The organism is Bradyrhizobium sp. 139, from assembly GCF_023074175.1.
In the GTDB taxonomy this organism is placed as follows: Bacteria; Pseudomonadota; Alphaproteobacteria; order Rhizobiales; family Xanthobacteraceae; genus Bradyrhizobium.
Genome location: NZ_JADPKS010000074.1, coordinates 18,592 through 41,589, shown reverse-complemented (window position 1 = coordinate 41,589; position 22,998 = coordinate 18,592). Strand labels below are relative to the sequence as shown.

General features: G+C 65.5%; 18 protein-coding genes. 12 read left to right on the top strand and 6 right to left on the bottom strand.

Annotated elements, in window-relative coordinates; all coding sequences use genetic code 11:
• Positions 1-38 precede the first annotated feature (38 nt).
• On the top strand, positions 39-1,022 hold the full coding sequence (locus IVA80_RS18080) for a threonine/serine dehydratase (RefSeq protein ID WP_247432954.1): 984 nt from the start codon (positions 39-41) through the stop codon (positions 1,020-1,022).
• Positions 1,023-1,382: 360 nt separating this feature from the next.
• Here the strand turns inward: IVA80_RS18080 and IVA80_RS18075 are convergent, their stop codons facing one another.
• Positions 1,383-3,104, bottom strand: a complete 1,722-nt coding sequence (locus IVA80_RS18075) for a caspase family protein (protein ID WP_247432950.1) — start codon at positions 3,102-3,104, stop codon at positions 1,383-1,385.
• A gap of 165 nt (positions 3,105-3,269) precedes the next feature.
• Between IVA80_RS18075 and IVA80_RS18070 the strand changes: the two genes are divergently transcribed.
• The gene (locus IVA80_RS18070; RefSeq protein ID WP_247432946.1) at positions 3,270-3,713 is read left to right on the top strand and encodes an RbsD/FucU domain-containing protein; all 444 of its coding nucleotides are present in this window, start codon (positions 3,270-3,272) and stop codon (positions 3,711-3,713) included.
• 62 nt (positions 3,714-3,775) lie between these two features.
• Complete coding sequence (locus IVA80_RS18065) at positions 3,776-4,171, top strand: hypothetical protein (RefSeq protein WP_247432942.1); 396 nt, start codon at positions 3,776-3,778, stop codon at positions 4,169-4,171.
• Between the two features lie 249 nt (positions 4,172-4,420).
• Here the strand turns inward: IVA80_RS18065 and IVA80_RS18060 are convergent, their stop codons facing one another.
• Positions 4,421-5,737: a hypothetical protein gene (locus tag IVA80_RS18060; RefSeq protein ID WP_247432940.1), complete on the bottom strand. Its 1,317-nt coding sequence runs from the start codon at positions 5,735-5,737 to the stop codon at positions 4,421-4,423.
• Positions 5,738-5,812: 75 nt separating this feature from the next.
• Here IVA80_RS18060 and IVA80_RS18055 point away from each other — a divergent pair, with 75 nt between their 5' ends.
• Entirely contained in the window at positions 5,813-7,009 is a 1,197-nt protein-coding gene (locus tag IVA80_RS18055; protein ID WP_247432938.1) for a major facilitator superfamily domain-containing protein 6, read from the top strand.
• Here the strand turns inward: IVA80_RS18055 and dgcA are convergent.
• A complete protein-coding gene (dgcA, locus tag IVA80_RS18050; RefSeq protein WP_247432935.1) occupies positions 6,979-7,974 on the bottom strand; it encodes an N-acetyl-D-Glu racemase DgcA in 996 nt (331 codons plus the stop codon). The genes IVA80_RS18055 and dgcA overlap by 31 nt on opposite strands.
• Positions 7,975-8,117: 143 nt before the next feature.
• On the opposite strand from dgcA, the gene IVA80_RS18045 reads away from it, so the two are divergent.
• From IVA80_RS18045 to IVA80_RS18035, 3 genes are read left to right on the top strand one after another with little or no spacing between them, the layout of a single operon-like run.
• Positions 8,118-9,251: an ABC transporter permease gene (locus IVA80_RS18045; RefSeq protein WP_247432933.1), complete on the top strand. Its 1,134-nt coding sequence runs from the start codon at positions 8,118-8,120 to the stop codon at positions 9,249-9,251.
• A 2-nt stretch (positions 9,252-9,253) separates the two neighbouring features.
• Positions 9,254-10,024: an ABC transporter ATP-binding protein gene (locus IVA80_RS18040; RefSeq protein WP_247432931.1), complete on the top strand. Its 771-nt coding sequence runs from the start codon at positions 9,254-9,256 to the stop codon at positions 10,022-10,024.
• Positions 10,025-10,040: 16 nt separating this feature from the next.
• A complete protein-coding gene (locus IVA80_RS18035; RefSeq protein WP_247432929.1) occupies positions 10,041-10,919 on the top strand; it encodes an MlaD family protein in 879 nt (292 codons plus the stop codon).
• Positions 10,920-11,223: 304 nt separating this feature from the next.
• Here the strand turns inward: IVA80_RS18035 and IVA80_RS18030 are convergent, their stop codons facing one another.
• The gene (locus IVA80_RS18030) at positions 11,224-16,992 is read right to left on the bottom strand and encodes a negative regulator of septation ring formation (protein WP_247432926.1); all 5,769 of its coding nucleotides are present in this window, start codon (positions 16,990-16,992) and stop codon (positions 11,224-11,226) included.
• Positions 16,993-17,388: 396 nt separating this feature from the next.
• On the opposite strand from IVA80_RS18030, the gene IVA80_RS18025 reads away from it, so the two are divergent.
• Together IVA80_RS18025 and IVA80_RS18020 are read left to right on the top strand one after the other, a co-directional pair.
• Positions 17,389-17,763, top strand: a complete 375-nt coding sequence (locus IVA80_RS18025) for an Hpt domain-containing protein (protein ID WP_247432924.1) — start codon at positions 17,389-17,391, stop codon at positions 17,761-17,763.
• A 165-nt stretch (positions 17,764-17,928) separates the two neighbouring features.
• The gene (locus IVA80_RS18020) at positions 17,929-18,249 is read left to right on the top strand and encodes a 2Fe-2S iron-sulfur cluster-binding protein (RefSeq protein WP_212487626.1); all 321 of its coding nucleotides are present in this window, start codon (positions 17,929-17,931) and stop codon (positions 18,247-18,249) included.
• A gap of 12 nt (positions 18,250-18,261) precedes the next feature.
• Here the strand turns inward: IVA80_RS18020 and IVA80_RS18015 are convergent, their stop codons facing one another.
• Entirely contained in the window at positions 18,262-18,732 is a 471-nt protein-coding gene (locus IVA80_RS18015; protein WP_247432922.1) for a thioesterase family protein, read from the bottom strand.
• A gap of 182 nt (positions 18,733-18,914) precedes the next feature.
• Here IVA80_RS18015 and IVA80_RS18010 point away from each other — a divergent pair, with 182 nt between their 5' ends.
• From IVA80_RS18010 to IVA80_RS18000, 3 genes are all read left to right on the top strand, one after another.
• Positions 18,915-19,943, top strand: a complete 1,029-nt coding sequence (locus tag IVA80_RS18010; protein WP_247432920.1) for an NAD(P)/FAD-dependent oxidoreductase — start codon at positions 18,915-18,917, stop codon at positions 19,941-19,943.
• Positions 19,944-20,050: 107 nt separating this feature from the next.
• The gene (locus IVA80_RS18005; RefSeq protein ID WP_247432918.1) at positions 20,051-20,665 is read left to right on the top strand and encodes a DUF2147 domain-containing protein; all 615 of its coding nucleotides are present in this window, start codon (positions 20,051-20,053) and stop codon (positions 20,663-20,665) included.
• A 335-nt stretch (positions 20,666-21,000) separates the two neighbouring features.
• Positions 21,001-21,357 carry a hypothetical protein gene (locus IVA80_RS18000; protein ID WP_247432916.1) on the top strand — a complete coding sequence of 119 codons (357 nt, stop codon included), beginning with the start codon at positions 21,001-21,003 and terminating at the stop codon, positions 21,355-21,357.
• Between the two features lie 95 nt (positions 21,358-21,452).
• Here IVA80_RS18000 and garD read toward each other — a convergent pair whose 3' ends face one another.
• Complete coding sequence (gene garD / locus IVA80_RS17995; protein WP_247432914.1) at positions 21,453-22,994, bottom strand: galactarate dehydratase; 1,542 nt, start codon at positions 22,992-22,994, stop codon at positions 21,453-21,455.
• Between the last annotated feature and the right edge of the window lie 4 nt (positions 22,995-22,998).

Sequence of the window (22,998 nt, the reverse complement as noted above, 5' to 3'; positions counted from 1 at the left end):
GTCTTGCCCGCGCCTCATCGGGCGCGATAACATCTGATATGACCGAACAGCCCCTTCCGATCGGCCCCGCCGATATCGATGCCGCAGCACGCGTGATCGCGCCCTTTGCCATCCGCACCCCGCTGCTGTCCTTTCCCGTGCTCAACGAGCGCGTCGGCGCAAAGGTCTTTTTGAAGCCGGAGATGCTCCAGCGCACCGGCTCCTTCAAGTTCCGCGGCGCCTTCAACAAGGTCGCTTCGATCCCGCAGGACAAGCGTGCCGGCGGCGTCGTCGCGTTCTCCTCCGGCAACCACGCCCAGGGCGTGGCGGCGGCGGCAAAAATCCTCGACATGCAGGCGACCATCGTGATGCCGGCGGATGCGCCGTTGTCCAAGCGCGAGCGCACCAAATCCTACGGCGCCGAGGTCGTGCTGTACGACCGCGACCGCGATGACCGTGAGGCGATCTCGCGCGGCATCGCCGAGAAGCGCGGCGCGACGCTTGTCAGGCCCTATGACGATCCCTTCGTGATTGCGGGGCAGGGCACCGCCGGCCGCGAGATCGCGGAGGACATGGCGGCGCTCGGCCTTAGCCCAGACATCGTGGTGGCGCCGGCCTCCGGCGGCGGCCTGATCGCCGGTGTCGCGACCGCGGTGAAGGCGCGCTATCCGCTGGCCCAGATCGTGGTGGCCGAACCGGAGGCGTTCGATGATCACGGCCTTTCGCTGACCGCAGGCCATCGCGAGCCGCATGCGCCTGCTGGCCGCACCATCTGCGACGCGCTGATGGCCTTGATCCCCGGCGAGATGACGTTTGCGATCAACAGCAAGCTCTTGGCATGCGGCGTCACCGCGTCGGACAAGGAAGTCGGCGCGGCCGTGGCATTTGCCTATCGCGAACTGAAGCTCGTGGTCGAGCCCGGCGGCGCGGTGGGCCTTGCTGCGCTGCTCGCCGGCCGACTCGATGTCGCCGGCAAGAACGTCGTCATCGTGCTCTCCGGCGGCAATGTCGACGCCGATTTGTTCGCCGAACTGGTGGCCTGATTCCAATCGGTGCGAGCGAGAGAGCTCGGTCCACTTCTCCCCGCAGGGCAGGGCTGCAGGGCTATTGTCTTTGAGAGCTGTTTCCCCGCGGCCCATCCTTCGAGACGCCCGCTTTTGGCGGGCTCCTCAGGATGAGGATTGAGTGCGCGGCAGGAGTTTCAACGAGCATCGATGCCGATTAGCCTCATCCTGAGGAGACCGCGGAGCGGTCGTCTCGAAGGACGAGGCGTGCGCTCAGGCCGCCCAAAAGGCCCGAGGGTAAGCCCGAGCCGCAGACTATCTGATCATGTCTTACTTGCTGACACGAAAAAGGGCAGAGCGTCACCGCTCTGCCCTTTGCCGTGGTGTGGACGACCGCAATCAGTGCATGAAGCCGCGGTGATTGTTGCCGCCGCTGTTGCCCTGCGCCTGGTTCATCGACTGGCGGAAGTTGTTGGCGCCGCCACTGCCGATCCGGCTGGTCGTGTTGAACTGCGGGCGGTTGTTCTGCTGGTTGTTTTGAACCTGCACCTTGTTCACCGGGTTGTTGTTCAACTTCACGCCGTTGTTGATGCGGATCGGATTGGTCTGCGTCTGAACAGGCTTCACGCCGACATTCGAGCCACGCTTGCCGACATTCGCAGGCATCGTGACGATCCTGCCGATGCCGCCATTGTTGGTCGTGGTGTTGGTCGGCGCAGGCATCGTGACGATCTTGCTCGGGATCTGCGACGGCGTGCCGTTCGTCTGGCTGCCCGCCGGCAAATTGACGATCTGGCCGCCATTGCCGAGCTTGCCGATGACGTTGTTGTCGCCGGGCTTCTGCACGACCGGCAAATTGCCGTTCACTTGCCCGCCGCCATTGCCCTGCTGCACCAGCGGTATGTATTTGGGCTGGCCGAGATTGCCGATCTTGAAGGTCGCAGTCATGTTCTGCGGAGCCAGGAACCTGGTCGCCTGCGTCAAGGGGATCAGCTTCGGCTGGACCTGCAGCTTCAGCGCGACTGGCGCATAGGGGCTGTTGCCGTAGCTGTCGTAGAAGCTCTTGTAGCCGAGCGGCGAATTCGCGAGCACCGCCTTGTGCCAGGCCTGCGAGATCGTGAGATTCGCAAGCAGCCAGCGGACGTGGTCGCACAGCGGATCGTGCGGGTACATCTGGATGAACTCCTGATAGTACTCCGGCCGTCCCTCGGACACGACGTAGTCATAGGCCTGACGGGTCGAGCGGCTCGGCAGGTTGGAGGCCATCTGCACCACCGGCGCATTCACCGGCGCGCGGCTTGCGGCAACCACGGTGTCGCCGAAGAAGGTGAAGTCGGAGGTCAATGACGAGCTTTCCCACGGGATCTGCGCGCCGCTGGTGGTCTGGTTGACTTCGAGGCGCACGCGCTTGAACAGCTGCTCGATCGGCACGTTGGGCTCGCGCGCGACGTTGAGGAAGGCCTGCGTGTAGGGGCTATGGCCGCCGGCGCCGTCCTGCGCTTCCGCACCCGGCGCGGTCGAATAGCCGACGATGGAGCCGTTCGGCGCGTCGACGATGGCCAGACCGCGGCCGGCGTCATTCACGTTCGGAAACGGGTTGTTGCGGCAGGCATCGAGGATGACGATGCGCATGCGGCTCGGGATCGTCTCCAGCGTCGACATCACGTCGACCAGGCGCACCGAGTTGTTGACCAGCTCGGTCGGGCTCGACACCCTGGCGTCGACGGGAACGAGGTAGTTCTCGCCGGCGAGCTGCACGCCATGACCGGCATAATACACCATGGCTACCGTGTTCGGGCCGCGCGAAGCGACCTTGGCGGAAAAGTCCTGCACCACGCGCAGCATGTCGTTCTGGGTCAGGTCGGTCGCGGCGACCACTTCGAAGCCGGCCGAGTTCAGGAATTGCGCCATCGATTGCGCGTCATCGTCGGGGTTCGCGAGTTGCGGCGCGTTCTGGTAGTTCGCATTACCGATCACCAGCGCCACCCGCTGCTCCGGGCCTTGCAGCGCGGCGAGGGTGGGCTGGACCGGGGCAACTTGCGCGGAAACGGGCCCGCAGGCGAAGCCGAACAGGCTTCCCAGCAGGCCCGCAGTCATCAGCAAAGGCTTTAGGCGGAACATGGCGTGCTCCTTTGGCACTGATCTCGATGCGAGATTGGTTGCGAGGAAGCTTGGCCGCGTTCGAACCTGTGGTCCGTGATTGCGGTCACCATGGCAGGCTGCGTGATCTGAATCACGATTGGAACCTGCTATGGTGGGCGATCGATTGGGAGGATAGTCCGTCACATGCTGAAATCGATCGATCCGATCCTGACGCCCGACCTGCTTTGGCTGCTCGCCTCGATGGGCCATGGCGACGATCTCGTTTTCGTCGATGCCAATCATCCGGCCACCCGCATCGCGCAGAGCACGACGTCGCAGCGCCTGATCCAGTTGCCCGGCATGAGCATGGAGACCGCAATCCGCGCCATCATGTCCGTTTATCCGCTCGACGATTTCGATCCCGATCCGGTGCGCGTGATGATGCCGGTCGACGATCCCGAGCGCGTCCCCGAGGTGCAGCGCGCAGTGCTGGCGGAGATCGAGCGCGCGGTCGGGCGAACGGTCAGTCCCGGCAAGCTCGCGCGTGCGGATTTCTATCGCGCCGCTGCGGCGGGCTTTGGCGTGGTGCAGGTGGGGGACAGCAGGGCGTATGGATGCTTTCTGATCCGCAAGGGCGTGATCAGCTAGCGGAAGCTTCGGACCATCCGATTGGTGGGCGCTCGTACAAATAGCCTTGCACTCGAATTTGAATGGCGTTCCCGAACTCGACTGTCTATCGTGAATCCATGTCGCGCCTTGTACGTCTGTCTGTTGTTATCATCCTGTCCCTGCTGCCGGCTACGGCCCCGGCGGAGTCCATCAAGAAACGGGCCGCGCAAGCCTGGCATGGCTACGGCTTCCTGCCGGGCTATCGTCAGCCGCTGAGCAACAGCATTCCGCTCTACAAGCAGAAGGAAGCGATGCGGCGTATGTCGCGCAGCGACCGTCGCCACTGGTACATCGATCCGGTTCCGCAATATTACGGCTGGGACGGCGAGTGGCGCTATTTCGGCCGTCCCGGCTTCGGCGGCGGCCGCTACAACGGCGGCAGCTTCGGCCCGTGCTGGACACGGACACCGATCGGCGCGGTGTGGAATTGCGGGTGATCAGGCAGCCACGCGGTGGCTGTCCGGATCGCTTCGCTGCGCTAGCAATGACGAAATCTAGCCGCGGACATCTATCTCTCACCGTCACCCTGAGGTGCGCGCTCGGCGGCGCATCGCGGCGCTGAGCAAGCCTCGAAGGGCGACGGCCCGGCTGCATCTCGGCCGTTCATCCTTCGAGGCTCGTCTTGCGATGCGAGCGCATCGCAAGCCCCGCACCTCAGGATGACGGATTAACAATTAGAGCGCCCCTTACGAGAAGAACGCGATCTTCTCGGCCTGGGTCATGCGGCGAATTGGGGCCATGGGATCGTTGGCCGCCGCGCGGGGCTTTTGCAAAATGCCGCTGGCGAGGATGGTGGCGCCGAGCGAGGGCTCGGGGACGGGCGAGGGCATGGGAAGTGTCGCGGTCAGCGCTGCGCCGAATGTTGCCGTGGCTGCCAAGGTCGGGGCCGGCTGCTCCATCACTTCGGCGGCGGCTTCCGCAATGGCGTTGGTGAGGCGCGCAAGCGATTCCATCGCGATCGGCGCTTCCTCTACGGGCTCCTCCACGAGCGGTGCGGCGGCCGGCTCCGGCGCGATCGGCTCCGGCATCTCGGCGGCAACGGGCGCTGCTGCCTCCGCAACCACCGGCTCCGGAATGCCCGCTTCGATCGGTTCGACGATCTCATCGAACGACGGATCGGGTGCGGCCATCTCCAGCGCAATGGCCTCGAGCACGGCTTCGTCCTCGGCTTCCGCGGCGGCGTCGAGCGAGAAATCGTCGGCCATCTCGGCGAAAGCGGCGGGTTCGGCGATCTCCTCTTCGCGCGTGACGTGATTGTCGGCAATGACCTCCGGCTCGATGGCGACGTCCATTGCCTCCTCGGCAATGGCGAGTGCTTCGGCGGTGCTGACCGCTTCGACCGCAGCCTCGGTCACAGGTGCTTCGCTCGCCATCGCGGCAGGCGCGGCCTCGACAGGCGCGGCCTCTGCGACGGGCGCTTTCGGCGCCGGCGCGGGGTGCACCGCCGCTTGCGGCGCTGTGTCGCCGTCTGCATCTAGCTGCTCGACCCGATCCCTGAGCAGATCGAATGCGGCCTTGAGCTCGACGCGGGGGTCGATGATCGACACCTGTCCGCAAGCGGCCTCGATGAGGGCGAGCTGCGAATCAATGAGGTCGCAGATTCGCCCGTCGGCACCGATCTCGCGCCAGCGCCAGGAGATCTCCTTGATGATGCGGACGCCGCGCGGGATCGGCGCGAGGCTGGCCTCGATCGCGGCGGGATCGAAGGCTGCGATCGCGATCGTCTCGGCCTCGCGGATGGCGCGGCGGATCTCGACCAGCGCCTCGGGCAGGCGGTCCTCGACCACGGGTTGTCGCTGTGCCGCAAGGGTTTCTTCGATTTTCGCGACCGCATCGAGCACCATGCGGGTATCCGCATTGCGGTTGCGCTTGGCATATTCGCCGAGGAACCAGCGGCCGCGCGCGGTTTCCATGAAGGCTTCGCGGATCGCGTCGTAATCCTGCTCGTTCGGCTCGGCCGCACGGGCAGCCATAGGCGAGAGGGCGAATGCTTCGTTGGCCATGTCAATCTCGTCGCGCAAATCACCGCGCGTTACAGTAACGATCACCACGATATCGACCGAATCGCAATTGGTTTGATGGCACCCGAATCACAAATCCCCACGCGAGCGTCCGTGAAGCGGCGATTCGCCGTGAGCCTCGCCCTGTTCTACTCCGCCGTCTTCGCGGTGTCGGGCACGCATCTGCCGTTTTTTCCGGTCTGGCTGAAGGCGATCGGCATCGATGCGGCCTGGATCGGCATCATCAACGCGCTGCCGGCGATCACGCGCTTCACCACGCTGCCGCAAATCACCGCCTTGGCCGAAAAGCGACATGCCATTCGCGCCGGCATGATGGTGTCGGTGCTGGCCACGGCGATCGGGTTCACGGCGGTCGGCTTGCAGCAGCAGCCATTGGCGCTGTTCCTGATCTATGTGCTGACCTGCGTGATGTGGACGCCGATGACCCCGCTGACGGACGCTTATGCGCTGCGCGGCGTCGCCCGCTACGGGCTCGATTACGGGCCGCTGCGGCTGTGGGGCTCGGCGGCCTTCGCCGCGGGCTCGCTCGCCTGCGGCTATCTGGTCGACAGCATCGCCGCCCGCGACCTGATCTGGATCATCGTCGCGTGGGCCGTCGTTGCGGTCGCCGCCAGCCTGCTGCTTCAGCCGCTCGACGATGTCAGGCGAAGGACAACGGAGACGCATGCCGGCAAGGCCTTGCTGCGCGATGGCGGCTTCTGGGCCGTCATCGCTTCCGCCGCGCTGATCCAGGGCAGTCACGTCGCCTATTACACCTTCTCGGCCATCAACTGGCAGCTCCATGGCCTCGGCGGGCTGACCATCGCGGGCCTCTGGACCTTAGGTGTAATCGCCGAGATCATCGTGTTCGCGCTGTCGCCGCGGTTCTCGCTGCATCCGTCCTCGCTGATCGCGATCGGCGGGGTGAGTGCGGTGGTGCGCTGGATCGTCACCGCGCAAGAGCCGCCGCTCGCGCTGCTTGCGATCGTGCAACTCGGCCACGGCCTCAGCTTCGGCATGACCATCGTCGGCACCATGAATCTTCTGGTGCAGCGCGTGCCATCGCATCAGATCGCGCGGGGGCAGGGCTATTATGCCGCGTGCAACGGGCTGCTCGGCGCGACCACCTCGATCGCGTCAGGCGCGATCTACGCCCGCATCGGCGACGGCCTCTACTACGTGATGGCGGCGATGGCCGCGGCCGGCGCGCTTGTCATCTGGTCGGCGCGGCATCGGCTGAAAGCTCAGCCCCACAACGACGAGGCCGGTGGATAGATCAGGCTGTCGTCATACCGCAGCCCGTGCTCGCGGTCGCGCGACAGCAGCAAGGGGCCGTCGAGATCGACGAAGCGTGCTTGCGGCGTCACCAGCATCGCCGGCGCCATCGACAGCGACGTCGCGACCATGCACCCGATCATGATCTCGAAGCCGAGCGCCTGCGCGGCATCCGCCATAGCCAGCGCCTCGGTGAGGCCGCCGGTCTTGTCGAGCTTGATGTTCACGGCGTCGTAGCGCTCGCGCAGCGGCGCGAGCGAGCTGCGGTCATGCACGCTCTCGTCGGCACAGACCGCGAGCGGCCGCTTGATCCGCGCCAGCGCATCGTCCTTGCCGGCCGGCAGCGGCTGCTCGACCAGGGTGACGCCGGCGGCGCCGCAGGCGGCGAGATTCTGCTCCAGATTGGCCTCGGTCCAGGCCTCGTTGCCATCGACGATCAGCTCGGATTCGGGGGCGGCTTTGCGAACCGCCGCGATCCGCTCCGGATCGCCGTCGCCGCCAAGCTTGACCTTGAGCAGTGGCCGGTGCGCGGCTTTGGCCGTCGCCGCCGCCATAGCCTCGGGGCTGCCCAGGGAGATCGTGTAGGCGGTGGTGCGCTCGCCCGGCACCGGGCGATCCAGCAGATTCCAGGCCCGCCGGCCGGTCGCCTTGGCCTCGAGGTCGATCAGGGCGCAATCCAGGGCATTGCGGGCCGCGCCCGGCCGCATGGCGGCCTGCAGGGCCTCTCGCGAGAGGCCGCCCGCCACGGCCGCCTGCATGGCCTGGATGGCGGCAAGGGTTGCCTCGGGGGTCTCACCATAGCGGGGATAGGGCACGCACTCGCCGCGGCCGGTCAGGCCGTTCCGGCTGATTTCGGCCACGACGGTCACGGCCTCGGTCTTGGCGCCCCGGCTGATGGTAAAACTGCCGGCGATGGGAAAACGCTCGATTCGCGCGGCCAGGGCCGGAACTTTGCTGGAAGTCATTTTGAACTCTGGCGAAATCTGAACCTGCTAGTTACCTCTAGCAACTAAGGTTAACCAGTCGGGGATACCTTCTCTGGGTAAGGGCGCGTGGACAACCATCTGATTCTCTCCGTTTCTTGTGCCCCGGCACGGGAGCGGACATCTTGAGCGGCGATCCGAAGCTGGAACGGATCGCCAAGGGCAACGCGCTGGCACTCTGCGCCACCGGAACCTGGACCGCGAGCTTCGCGCCGGTCTTGGAGCGGATGGTGGCTGACGCCGAGAAGCTCGCCGGCGGTTCGCAAAGCATCTTCATCGACGTCTCCGAGGTCGCCAAGCTCGATACTTTCGGTGCCTGGCTGATCGAGCGGCTGCGCCGCAGCCTGACGCAGGGCGCCGTCGAGGCGCAGATCGCAGGGCTATCCGCCAATTATTCCAGCCTCGTCGACGAGGTCCGGCGGGTCAGGGCGACGCCCGTGATCGACAGCAGCACGATCACCATCACCGGCATGCTGGAGCAGATCGGCCGGGCCGTGGCCGGCATCGCCGGCACGGTTGCGGGCCTCATTGACATGCTCGGCGCGGTGCTCGCGGCGGGCGCGCGCGTGCTGATCCATCCGCGCTCGCTCCGCCTGACCTCGACCGTGCATCACCTCGAGCAGGTCTGCTGGCGCGCGGTGCCGATTATCGTGCTGATCACCTTCCTGATCGGCTGCATCATCGCCCAGCAGGGCATTTTTCATTTCCGCAGGTTCGGCGCCGACATCTTCGTCGTCGACATGCTCGGCGTGCTGGTGCTGCGTGAAATCGGCGTCTTGCTGGTCGCGATCATGGTCGCGGGCCGCTCGGGCAGCGCCTACACCGCCGAGCTCGGCTCGATGAAGATGCGCGAGGAGATCGACGCGCTGCGCACGATGGGTTTCGATCCGATCGAGGTGCTGGTGCTGCCGCGCATGCTGGCGCTGGTGCTGGCGCTGCCGATCCTGGCCTTTCTCGGCGCCATGGCGGCGCTCTATGGCGGTGGTCTCGTCGCCTGGCTCTATGGCGGCGTCGATCCCGAAGCCTTTTTGCTGCGCCTGCGCGACGCGATCTCGATCGACCATTTCATCGTCGGCATCGTGAAAGCACCGGTGATGGCCGCCGTGATCGGCATCGTCGCCTGCGTCGAGGGGCTCGCCGTGCAGGGCAGCGCGGAATCGCTGGGACAGCACACCACGGCATCCGTGGTGAAGGGCATCTTCTTCGTCATCGTCATGGATGGCGTATTCGCCATCTTCTTCGCTTCGATCGGGATGTGACGATGGCTGGCGAGATTCAAAATCCCATCATACGCGTCCGCGACATTACCGTGCAGTTCGGCGCGACGCGGGTGCTCGACGGCCTCGACCTCGACGTCAAGCGCGGCGAGATTCTGGGCTTCGTCGGTCCTTCGGGCGCCGGCAAGTCGGTGCTGACGCGGACCATCATCGGCCTTGTGCCGAAGGTCGCGGGCTCCATCGAAGTGTTCGGCGTCGATCTCGATTCCTCCAATACTTCGCAGCGCCGCAACGTCGAGCGACGTTGGGGCGTGCTGTTTCAGCAGGGCGCGTTGTTCTCCTCGTTGACCGTCAGGCAGAACATCCAGTTTCCGATGCGCGAATACTTGCGGGTCTCGCAGCGGCTGATGGACGAGATCACCTTGACCAAACTCACCATGGTCGGGCTCAAGCCGGAAGTTGCGGATCGCTTTCCCTCGGAACTGTCGGGCGGCATGATCAAGCGCGTGGCGCTGGCGCGCGCGCTGTCGCTCGATCCCGATCTCGTGTTCCTCGACGAGCCGACCTCGGGCCTCGATCCGATCGGCGCCGGCGACTTCGACGAGCTGGTCCGGACGCTCCAGCGTACTTTGGGCCTGACCGTTTTCATGGTAACGCACGACCTCGACAGCCTCTACACAGCTTGCGACCGCATCGCCGTTTTAGGCAACGGTAAGATCATTGCGGCAGGGTCGATCGCCGATATGCAGGCCTCGCAGCATCCCTGGCTGAGGCAATATTTCCATGGCAAGCGCGCTCGCGCGGTGATGGGCTGAGGTGCCGGAGTAGCTGATGGAAACGCGGGCAAATTACGTATTGATCGGATCGTTTACGCTGGCGGTGATCGCCGCGGCGATCGGCTTCGTGCTGTGGTTCCAGTCGCTGCACACCACCAAACAGCGCAGCCCCTTGCGGGTCGTGTTCGAGGGCCCGGCGGCAGGCCTGCGCAATGGCGGCAGCGTCAATTTCAACGGTATCCGAGTGGGTGAGGTGGTCTCAGTGAAGCTGGACAACCCGCGTCGGGTTGTCGCACTCGCCATGGTCGAGAACAACGCCCCGATCCGCAAGGACACCCTGGTCGGCCTCGAATTCCAGGGCCTGACCGGCGTTGCCGCGATCTCGCTCAAGGGCGGCGAGGAGGCGGCTCCCGCGCCGCCGCTCGACGAGGACGGCATCCCGACGCTGACGGCCGATCCCAACAAGCTCCAGGACGTCACCGAGGCGATCCGCGGCACGCTCCAGAACATCAACAAGATCGTCGCCGACAATCAGGAGTCGGTGAAGAACTCGCTGAAGAACCTCGAGACCTTCACCAATTCGCTCGCGCGCAACTCCGAAAAGATCGACGGCGTGATGGCCAGGGTCGACGGTGTCATGCTCAAGGCCGACAGCCTCATGCTCGGCCTCAATACGCTGGCCGGCGGCAAGGACGGCGGCGAACTGTTCCAGGCGGTGAAATCGATCCGCGAACTGGCCGATGATTTCGACAAGCGCTCCGGCGCGCTGATGACCGACGGCCGCCGCACGCTCGGCGACATCAGCCGAGCCGTGAACAATTTTGATCGCAACCCGACCCGCGTGCTGTTCGGCGCCAGCAACAGCGCACCACCGGCCGCTCCGCCGCCGGCGGAAGCGCCGAGGCCCGCCGCGACGGAGCGCAGGCGTCAGTAGGCGGGAACGCTTCTCCCCTTGTGGGAGAAGGTGGCGCGAAGCGCCGGATGAGGGGTTGTCCCCTCATGTTCAACCGAGAGAGATTCGTGCGCGGAGAGAAACCCCTCATCCGACGCGCTGCGCGCGCCACCTTCTCCCACAAGGTGAGAAGGAAAAGGAGTGCGCCGCAGCGGCAACTGCCGCCGCAGGGGCAGTCTGGATTTGCTTCGTTACTTCGCTCTTCGCAATGACGATCCAAACAAAAACGGAGGCCGTGAGGCCTCCGTTTTCGTTAGCTAAGCTATTCGCTGTTGCTGCGGGCTGCTTACCCCAGTCGTCCCGCCGCGTGAGCGAGCAGGGTGTAGACCAGGCCCGTCTCCGAGGTCAGGTGGTTGCGCAGCTCCTGCGGGCCGCGGCCGTCGCGGGCGACTTCGTCGAGCAGGCGCTCGAACTCGGCGACGTAGCGGTCGACCGTGGCCTTGAAGTTGCGGTCGGCGCGGTACTTGCGGGCGACTTCGTCAAAGGCCTTCTGGCCGGCGGGCGTGTAGAGACGCTTGGTGAAGGCCTTGTTCTCGCCGCGCTGATAGCGGTCCCACATCTCGGCGGCGAGGTTGCGGTCCATCAGTCGGCCGATGTCGAGCGACAGCGATTCCAGCGGATTGCTGCCACCCTGCGGAGCCTGCGGCTGCGGCGCGGGTGCCGCGCGGCCACGGGGCGCCTCACGGCCGGTTGGAGCGCCCTGGCTGGCGTCCGTGCGGTTCAAGAGGTCCGACAGCCAGCCGTCGCGGCCCTGGTCGCTGCCCGCGGGCGCGACCGGCGGCGCCTCGGCGCGGCGCGAGGCCGGCATGCCGAGGTCCGGCGGCGGCAGCGTCGAGGCGCTGCCGGTGTCGCGCATGCGCGTCTCGGTCGTGCGGCCACCGACGGCTGCCAGCGCCGGCTCTTCCTGGCGCTGCACCGCGGCGCGGCCCGTGGTGGTGACGTCGAGGCCGCGGCCATGCTGGGCCACGATGCGGTTGAGCTCGGCGAGGGCCTCGATCTGGTCGACGATCACCTTGCGCATCTGCGCAGTGCTCTCGGCAGCCTCCTGCGGCATCTCGAGCACGCCGCGGCGCAGCTCGTTGCGGGTGGCTTCGAGCTCGTTGTGCATCTCGAACGCCATCTGCTTCATGCTGGAGACGAGGTTGCTGAACTTCTCGGTCGACTGCTTGAACATCGCATCCGCCTCGTCGGTGGTCTGGCGGTAGATGTCGTGCATGGATTCGACGGTCTGCCGGTGCTCCTCTTCGGACGCCGCGCGCACCGCCTCGAACTGGCGGGTGATCGCGGCGGAACCTGCGCCGGCGGTCTCCGCCACGACGCGGGCGATGTCGCGGGCACGCTCTTCGGCGGCTGCCAGCGATTCATCGAGCAGGCCAGTGAAGCGCGACAGCCGCTGGTCGAGATCGGCCGTGCGCAGGTCGATCGTGGTGACGAGCGATTCCAGCGCCTGCTTGCGTTCGGCGAGGGACGCGGTGGTGTTCTTGTTGCTCTGCTCGACGACCTGCGCGGCATCGACCAGTGCCTTGCCATGTGCATCGAACTGGGTCGACAGCTCGCCGAGATCCTGGAGCGCCCGCGTGGTCTTCGTATTGAAGACGTTGAGCTGGTCTTCCAGGTTCTGCGTCGCCGCGCCGTTGCGCGTGGTGACGTCATTCATCGCCGAGACAAAGTCGGCAACGCGCGTTACCAGCGCCCGCTCGAGCGAGTTGAGATTGTCGTGCGCACCGGTCAGCACCTCCTGGAGGAGGATGTTGCCTTCGCGCAGACGCTCGAACAGGGCCACCGTGTCGGTGCGCAGGATCTTGCTGGTCTCCTGCATCTCGGTGACGGCCGCGATCGAGACCTGGCGCGACTGGTCGATCGCCGCGCGCGAGGCCTGTTCGAGGTCCTTGAGCGACTTGTTGACGGCACCTGTGGCCATCTCGCTCGCCGAGTTGATGGTGCGGGCCACTTCGGAACCGTTGCCCATCATAGTCTGCGAGAACGCATGGCCGCGCGTCTCGATCGACTTCAGTGCATCCGAGGTGACGCGGTCGATGTCGAGCGTGAGCTGGCTGGTCTTCGAACCAATCGCGTCCACGAGCGAGCCGCGCTTGGCGTCGATCATGTTCGCGAGACGATCGGACTGCTGCTGCACGTAGGTGACGATCTCGTCGGTCTTGCCGGTCATGGCCTGGCCGAAGCTGCTGCTGGCGGCGAGCACCGAGCGCTCGACGTCGGCCGAGCTCGACTTGACCCGCGAGCTCGCCTCGTTGGAGGCATTGATCAACGCGTTCTGGGCGTTGAGCGCGCTGGTCTGGATGTCGTTGGTCGCGTTCGCCGTCGCCGTGCTCAGCGTGCGCTCGATCTCGGTCGAGATCGCGCGGATCTGGCTCGCGGCATCCGCCGACGTCGAGGTCAGCGACGTCTGCGCCTCACGCGCGCTGCTGAGGATGGTCGAGGCGGTGTCGGCACCGACCGAGGTCAGCGTGCGCTCGATGTCCGTGGTCAGCGACTTGATCTGGCCTGCCGCGTCCGTCGAGGCGGAGATCAGCGTGCCCTGGGCCTCACGTACGCCGCTTGTGAGTGCCTCGATGGTGGCGCCGCCGGCGGTCGCCAGCGCGCGCTGCATCTCGGCCGCGAGCGAGCGGACCTGGCTGGTCTGTTCGGCCGAGACGGAGAGCAGGGTGCTCTGGGCGTCGCGGGCGCTGGTCGTGATCGTCTCGGCGGTCGACTGGCCGACCTGCGAGAGCGACCGATGCACTTCGGCCGCGAGCGACTTGACCTGGCTCGCCGCATCCGAGGACGCATTGACGAGCGTGCTCTGGGCTTCGCGGGCGCCGGTCATGATGGTCTCGGCCGTCGCGGTGCCGGCCATCGAGAGCGAACGCTGCACGTCCGAGGACAGCGCCTTGATCTGGTTGGCGGTCTCGCTCGAGGCCGCGATCAGCGCGCTCTGCGCATCGCGGGCGCCGGCGGTGATCGATTCCGCCGTGGTGGAGCCGGCCATCGAGAGCGAACGCTGCACGTCGGCGGTCAGCGTCTTGACGTGGTTGGCCGCGTCCGAGGACGCCGTGACGAGCGTGGTCTGCACCTCGCGGGCGCCGGCCAGGATCGAGGCTGCGGTGGCAGAACCGGCCGCCGACAGCGTGCGTTCGACGTCGGCCGACAGCGACTTGATCTGGTTGGAGGCATCGCCGGAGGCAGCGACCAGGGTCGACTGCGCCTCGCGGGCGCTGGTCAGGATCGAGTTCGCAGCACCGGTGCCGACCGCGGTCAGCGCGCGCTCGACCTCGGCGGACGTCATCTTGAGCTGGGCGTTGACGTCGGAGGAGACCGTCATCAGCGACTGCTGGGCGGTACGCGCACCGGTCTGGATCGTCTCGCTGGTGTTGACCACGAGGTTGGTGAGCGAGCGCTCGGCGTCCTCGACATGCGAGCGGATCGCGGTCGAGATCATCTCGGCGCGGGACATCATGTCCTCGCTGGCCTGACGGCCGCTGCTTTCGATGCGGCCGGCAACGGCTTCGACACGCGAGCCGAGCAGGTCCTCGAACTGCGCCACGCGCACGTCGATATCGCTGGCGACCGAGCCGACCTTGGTCTCGATGGCCTGGTGGATGTCCTGGAAGCGCGCCGTGACCGTGTCGGTCAGATGCGTGCTGCGGCCGTCGATGATCTCGGTGACGCCGGTGATGCGGCGGTCGACCGCCTCGATCGCCTGCGCGGTGCCGTCCGTGAGCGTCGAGGTCAGGAGGGTGAGGCGCGTGTCGATCGACTGCACGGCCTGCGAGGCGCCGTTTGTCACCGCAGTCGTCAGGTAGGTGAGGCGCGTGTCGATGGATTCGAGCGCCTGCGAGGCGCCGCCGGTGAGCGTCGTCGTGAGGTGCGTCAACCGCGTATCGATCGACTGGATGGTCTGCGATGCGCCATCGGTGAGCGAGGTCGTGAGATGGTTGAGGCGCGTGTCGATCGTCTCAATCGCCTGCGACGCGCCGTCGGTCAGGGACGTCGTGAGGTGGGTGAGGCGGGAGTCGATGGACTCGAGTGCCTCCGAGGCGCCGCCGGTGAGCGTCGTCGTGAGGTGCGTCAGCCGCGTATCGACCGACTGAATCGCTTGGGCGGCACCGTCAGTCAGCGTCGTGGCGAGTGTGTTGAGGCGCCCGTCAATGGTTTCTGTCACCGACCTGGCGCGGGTGTCGAACGACTGTTCGAGCGCGGCGACGCGGCCGACAAGCTGGTTGTCGAAGGTCTTGATGTGGCCTTCGATCGTGCCGTCGAGGCCGGCGATCTTGTCGTTCAGCGAGGAGTCGAGATTGGTGACGCGTTCGCCGATCGTGGTCTCGAACTGCACCAGCCGCTGGTCGAGGACAGCCGTGATGTCGCCGCCGTTCGAGGTGAAGCGGGTATCGAAATTGTCGACATAGGTCTTCAGCGTCTCGGCGATGTCCTCCGTGCGCTGGCCCATGCGCTCGACGATCTCACCGCCAAACGTCTTCACGGTGCGGTCGAACTCGGAGATGTGGCGTGTGATCAGCGCGCCCAGGGTGCCGGAGTCGCGGGCGAACTTCTCGACCAATTCGGTGCCCTGGTTCTTCACCAGCTCGTCGAACGCGCTCATCTGGAGCGACAGCGAGTCGTGCGCGGTCTCGGTCTGGCTGACGACCTTGGCGACGAGCGTGTTGACGGTGGCGTCGAGCGCCTCGCTCGCCTTGTCGCCGGAGGTCATGATCTGGCCGGCGAGCCGGTTGCCGGCGTCGTCGATCTTGGCGGAGAGGTCGTTGGAGCGCAGCTCGAGCTCGAGCAGCAGCGAGTCCGACGAATTCTTCAGGCTATCGTGCACCTGCTCGGTGCGCTCGGAGATGCCGTCGACGATCGCGGCGGAGCGCTGCTCGAACTCGCCGGTGATGCGGTCGATACGCTCGTTGAGCATCTCGTGGACGCGGTCGGCGAGGTCGACGAACTCGTCGTGGACGTGGCCGGTCTTGAAATTGAGGCTGGTGGTCAGCCGCTCGCTGGCGTCGAGCACGGCGCGCGTGGTCTCGTTGCTGGCCTCCTCGAGGCGGTCGAGCAGGTCGCCGCCGCGCTCGCCGAGCGCGAGGATCATGTTGTCGCCGGCGTTGCTCAGGGCACCCGTGATATGAGCGCCGCGCTCTTCCAGCGCGCCGGTGATGCTCTTGGCGACTTCGTCGACCCGCGAGGCGATCGCGTCCGAGATCAGCGCGATGTCGTGGCGCAAATCGATCTGCACGCCGGAGATGGCGCTGCGGACCTGCTCGGCCTGGCCGACCAGATTGTCGCGCTGATGCGCGATGTCCTGGAGCAGGGCGCGGATGCGCACTTCGTTGTCGGAATAGGCGCGTTCGAGCGCCGCAACCTCGTTGGCGACCAGCGTCTCGAGCTCGCCGGCGCGCGCGATGGCGCGCTCGATGCCGTCGCCCATCGCCGCGACCTCGCGGCGGATGGCCTGGCCGACGGTGACCATGGAATCGGACGCCGAGCCTTCCGGCTCGGAGAAGCGGATCGCGACCTGCGCCATCGCCTGCGCGATCATGCGCATTTCCTGGCCGCGCCAGACCAGGCTCGCCAGGAAGTAGAACAGCATGATGGGCGCGAAGAACATCGCGATCAGACCGGCGATAACGAGCACGCCGCCGCTCTGGCCCATGGCGGCCTGGATCGAGGGCAGGAAGCCGACGGTCAGCGCGGCGCAGGCCGCGAGCCAGACGCCGGCGAAGATGGTGGCGAAGGTATAGACGCTGCGGGCAGGGCGGCCCTTCTGAAGCGCCTGAAGTAACTGGCCGATCGTCTCGCGGTCGTCATTGGCGGCGCGGCGCGACGAACGCGGCTCCTCGATCGGGTCGAACACCGCCCGTTCGTTGGCGGCAGGACGCGGCTCGAAATTCGGCTCGTCGAAAATCGGGGGATCCGGCGGCGCCCCTGGAGACGACGTTTCGTTGCGCATCGAGGCGTTGCGGCTGGTGTCCGCGGCCGTGTCGCTGATGTTCAGGGCTTCCTGGATCGCAGAAAGCGCAACTTCTGTGGGGTCTTTGACCTTTTTCGGAGTGTTCGCCATGTTCAGTCCGAGCCCTCGTTACTTGTACGCGTCCCCCCGCGAGCCCTGCGCGCTACGCAAGCCCACAGACCGGATCATGCCGCTTGCGCGGATTTCCGAGCCGTCCCCACCCGGACGGCTTGTCCGCCAATTTCCGCAACATCCTATTGGCAGAGCGTCGCGAATGAAATGCCTGCGATTAAGACAATCTTAATCATCGTTAACAGGATCACGCCGTAACGCCTTAGCAATAAATACAATTCTCCACCGGACTCGCCGGATTGCGGCAACTTTTCGTCAATAAACGGGCGGAATCAGGTAAACAGCCCCAACATTTCGTTAACCATTTTCATGCTTGGGTGGGAGGAACCTGACCGCCGGACCGGCGGACCGTCGCGCGATGCCGGGGCCTGTGCCATGACGCCTGAACTGCAACGGATGGACTGGATGCCCTCGCCCCCGCTTGCACCCATCGACGGCCCTCTCGACCTCGATCACCTCTCGCGCATGACGCTCGGCGACACCGAACTGGAACAGGAAGTGTTGGCGATGTTCGCCGAGCAGGCGGTCCGCCTGATCGCGGCGATGGCGGCCCTTCCGGCCGAAGCCGGCGCGCTCGCGCACAAGCTCAAGGGTTCGGCGCGCGGAATCGGCGCCTTTGCGGTGGCGGATGCCGCAGCCAGCCTGGAGACCGCGATCCGGACCGGCGATGGCCGGCCCCACGCCTTCGCCGAGCTGAAAGAGGCGGTGACCGAGGCCCGCGCCGCCATCGAGGCGATCCTGAAGCCTTAGGGCGACAGGGTCAGGACCGGGCTCTAGTCTTTTGTTTTGACGCGTTTTCTTCCCGCCAAGCGGGATTCACTTCGCATCAAAACGCTATGGCGCCGGGCGGATCGACCCGTTATAGGACAGCCCGGACCCTCATTCATTCGCAACATCGCGGCAGCACGAGCACACATGGCCAAGATCAACTTTGTCGACCACAAGGGCGAAACCCGTACGGTGGAAGTCGAGAACGGCGCGACCGTGATGGAAGCCGCCATCCGCAACAGCATTCCCGGCATCGAGGCCGAATGCGGCGGCGCCTGTGCCTGCGCAACCTGCCATGTCTATGTCGACGAAGTCTGGCGCGAGAAGGTCGGCAGCCCGACGCCGATGGAAGAGGACATGCTCGATTTCGGTTTCGACGTGCGCCCGAACTCGCGGCTGTCCTGCCAGATCAAGGTCTCCGACGAGCTCGACGGGCTGGTCGTTGCGACGCCGGAACGGCAGGCCTAAGCGCTCCTCTCTTTAATTATGCGGCGGCGGCGCGACCTCGATGCCGCGCTTGTGCCACGGTCTGAGCTTCTCGATTATCTCCGCAGTGAGCGGCACCGGACGCCGCGTCGCCTCGTCGAGCATGACGCCGACCGACATCGCCGACGCGATGCACTTTCCTTCCGAAAACACGACCTGCTCGAAAGTCACTGACGTCCGTCCGAGTTTCACGACGCCAAGCCCAAGCTCGATCGTGTTCGGCCAGTGCAACTCGGCGCGGAAATGGATGTCGAGCCGCACCATGATCCAGGCCAGGCCCGGCGGCGTCAGCCCGTATTCCGGGCTCTTCATCAGCGTGACACGACCGGTCTCGAAATAGGTTGCGTAGACCGCGTTGTTGACGTGCTGGTTCGGATCGAGATCGCCGAAGCGGACATTGTCACTGAGACGATAGGGATAGTCCTCCAGGCGCGGCGTCGTATCGAGGCGGCTTTCTGCGTTCACCGATTGATCTCCGTCATATCTTTGCTCGTTACAGCCCAGTTATCCGAAGCCGGCAAGTGGGCGCGGCTGCGGGGCGCCACCGCTTTTATGCCTTCCCTGATCCATCCCCGTTGGCTAGACAGGCAGGGTCACTTCTGCCCGCGGGGGCGCCGTCCACCGATAACGATCGATAAAGAGACGACATGAGCGATGTGATCAAAACCGATGTGCTGATTATTGGCGCCGGCCCCTGCGGTCTGTTCGCCGCTTTCGAGCTTGGCCTTCTCGACATGAAGACGCATTTCGTCGACATCCTCGACAAGATCGGCGGCCAGTGCGCCGAGCTCTATCCGGAAAAACCGATCTACGACATTCCCGGCATTCCGCAGGTTTCGGGGCAGGGCCTCACCGACGCGCTGATGGAGCAGATCAAGCCGTTCCATCCGACCTTCCACCTCGGCGAGATGGTGGAGACGGTGGAGAAGATCGGTGATCCCCTGTTTCGCTGCACCACCGACGCCGGCAAGGTGTTCGAGTGCAAGGTCCTGGTGATCGCGGCGGGCGGCGGCTCGTTCCAGCCCAAGCGTCCGCCGGTGCCGGGGATCGAAGCCTATGAAGGCACCTCGGTGCACTACGCCGTGCGCAAGATGGAACAGTTTCGCGACAGGAACGTGCTGATCGTCGGCGGCGGCGACTCCGCGCTCGACTGGACGCTCAACCTGCATCCGCTCGCCAAGCGCATCACGCTGCTGCACCGGCGCGACGATTTTCGCGCCGCGCCCCACAGCGTCGAGCAGATGCGCACGCTGGTGGCTGCCGGCAAGATGGATCTCAGGCTGGGCCAGGTTACCGCGCTGGCGGGTAGCGACGGCAAGCTCACCGGCGCCACCCTCAAGGGCAACGACAACAGTATCACCGAGATCGCCTGCGACACCTTGCTCCCGTTCTTCGGCCTGACCATGAAGCTCGGTCCGGTCGCGAACTGGGGCATTGCGCTGGAGAACAATCTGGTGCCGGTCGAGACGTCAGCGTTCGAGACCAACGTATCAGGCATCTTCGCCATCGGCGACATCAACACCTATCCCGGCAAGATCAAGCTGATCCTGTGCGGCTTCCACGAGGGCGCACTGATGTCGCAAAAGGCCCATCGCTACGTCTATCCGGAGAAGCGGCTCGTGTTTCAGTACACGACCTCGTCCTCCAGCCTGCAAAAGAAGCTCGGTGTCAACTGACGGCCGGGTTGCGGGCGGGCGATGCCCCATGTTTCTGGTGCTGGAACCGTTCGCGAAATCGCCGTAGTCTGCGGCCATTCCAGTCGCGGGTTAGCAAGGTGATCATAATGCGGAACCTCTTTTCCAGCTTCCGGCTGCTCTCGCTGCTTACGCTCGCGCTGTCGCTCGGTGCGGTGAGCCCGGCTGCAGCGCAACTCCCAGCTACGGCGCAGGCCCAGCCGACTGCCGCAGGCCTTTGGCAAAAGGTCGAAGACGGCAAGACGGTAGGATGGTTTCTCTTCATCGACCACAACGGCATCTTCGAAGGCGTGATCGCCAAGACCTTTCCGCGCCCGGGCGACGATCCGAACGAGGTCTGTGCGAAATGCACGGACGACCGCAAGAACGCGCCGGTGCTCGGGCTCTCCTTCATCCGCGACATGAAGCGCGACGGGCTGAAATACGATGGCGGCAACGTGGTCAATCCGCGCGACGGCAACATCTGGAAGGCCAAGATGTCGGTGAGCCCGGACGGGCAGACGCTGACCATGCGCGGCTTCCTCGGCATTTCCCTGTTTGGCAAGGATGAGACCTGGACGCGCCTCCCGGATACCAACCTCGCGCAGGTCGATCCCGCCATCGTCGCGAAATATCTGCCCGCGCAGGCCGCCGCGACGAAACCGCCGCCCGCACCCGCGACGAAGAAGGGCGGCGCAATGATGGCGCCGGCGCCGAAGCAGTAGGCGCATTCACTCTCAGAGGTGGCCCCAGTTCCGTCATTGCGAACCGCAGTCCCGTCATCCTGAGATGCGAGGCCTGCGATGCGAATGCATCGCAGATCGAGCGTCGAATGCGAATGCACCGCGGCTGAACTTCGTTTGCGGGCAAGTCGGTCGGATCTGCTGGCCAGGAAGCACATCTCCTCGCGCCAGTAGTTCCACGGAATGCACGCTGGCGCCAGATTTGCATAGCTGTCGCAAAAGCTGGGGGAACGAGTCGCCGGCGCCGCGCCTGTCTCATTTGCGCGGAGGAGGGCGGCATTGTTCGTCCCCTGCGACGATGGTTCCGCGGAGACGATATGAGGCTTGCAGCATTATGTGCAGCGACGCTGCTGGGGCTGACGGCGCTGCAGGGTATACCGGCGCCGGCGCGCGACGACGGGCGCTACGCCAACTCGCCGCTAAAACCCTGGTTCGAGAGCCTGCACAGCGAATACGGGCAATGCTGCTCGGATGCGGACGGCTATGTCGTGGCCGACGTCGACTGGGAGTCCGATCGCGGGCACTATCGCGTGCATCTCGACCAGGAATGGGTCGTCGTCCCCGACGGCGCCGTGATCAGCGAGCCGAACAAGATCGGCCGCACCATGGTTTGGAAGCACTATGTCGACGGCCACCCGCGCGTGCGCTGCTTCATGCCGGGCAGCATGACGTGAGGCGTGCTTCGTTTCGGGTTCGCGGCGTTGCCGGGATGACGGTGCGTAAATCAACGAGCTTCGCTCTCCGAATTCGCGCTGGCGAGCCGTTCTGCTCAGGTCACCGGCGCAGGATTGAACAGCGTGAGGTCGTTGTGGATGCCCCAGCGATCCGACCACGGTTTTGTCCGGCCGCTGGCGACGTCGAGGATCAGGCGGAACAGGTCCCGGCCGGTCTCCTCGATGGTCTTCTCGCCGGTGGCGATGCCGCCGGCGTCGAAATCAATCAGGTCCTTCCAGCGCCGCGCCAACTCGGTGCGGGTCGCAACCTTGATGACGGGCGCAGCCGCGAGACCGTAGGGCGTGCCGCGGCCGGTGGTGAACACCTGCAGCGTCATGCCGGAGGCAAGCTGGAGCGTCCCGCAGATGAAGTCTGACGCCGGGGTTGCCGCGAACAGCATGCCCTTTTGCGTCGCCTTCTCGCCGGGCGAGAGCACGCCGGTGATGGCCGACGAACCGGACTTGACGATCGAGCCCAGTGATTTCTCGACGATGTTGGCAAGGCCGCCCTTCTTGTTGCCGGGCGTGGTGTTGGCGCTGCGGTCAGCGCCGCCGCGGGCGAGATAGGAATCGTACCAGGCCATCTCGCGCACCAGCGCGCGGCCGACGTCCTCATTGATGGCGCGCCGGGTGAGGAGCTGGATGGCGTCGCGCACTTCGGTGACCTCGGAGAACATCACGGTGGCGCCGGCGCGCACCAGCAGGTCTGCGGCAAAGCCGACCGCCGGATTCGCGGTGACGCCTGAGAAGGCGTCGCTGCCGCCGCATTGCAGGCCGATGACGAGATCGGCGGCCGGGCAGGTCTCGCGGGTGCGCTTGTTGAGGATTTTCAGGCGGGCCTCGGCCTGGATCATGATCGCATCGACGATCGCGCCAAAGCCGTCAAAGGCTTCGTCCTGCATCCGCACGATGGCATCGCTGACGCCTTCCGGCACCAGCCGCTCCGGCGCGAGCTTTTCGCAGCCGAGGCTGATGACTAAAATCTCGCCACCGAAATTCGGGTTGAGCGCGAGATTTTGCAACGTGCGGATCGGCACGACCGCATCGGGCGCATTGATGGCGACGCCGCAGCCATAGGCATGCGTCAGCGGCACGACATCGTCGACGTTCGGATATTTGGGCAGGAGCTCGGTGCGGATGCGCTTGACCGCATATTCCATCGTGCCCTTGACGCATTGCACGGAGGAGGAGATGCCGAGGATGTTCTTGGTGCCGACCGAGCCATCCGGATTGCGAAAGCCCTCGAAAGTGAAGCCTTCGAGCGGCGGCAGCGGCGCGGGAACGGCGGTGGAGATCTCGAGCTTGTCGAGGGCAGGGGCCTCCGGCATGCGGATGCGGGCTTCGTCGACCCATTCACCGGCCAGGATCGGCGAAAGTGCGTAGCCGATCACCTCGCCATAGCGGACGATCGGCTGATCCTGCGCGATATCGACCAGCGCCGTCTTGTGCCCCTGCGGCACGAAGGCCCGCAGCGTCAGTCCGCAGGCAAAGCGCGAGCCGGCGGGAAGCCCGAAATCATTGACCACGATCGCGACATTGTCGCGCTCGTTGAGCTTGATGTAGCGGGGCTGCTCTTTCGCTGCGACGTCCTGGTCCATCTGC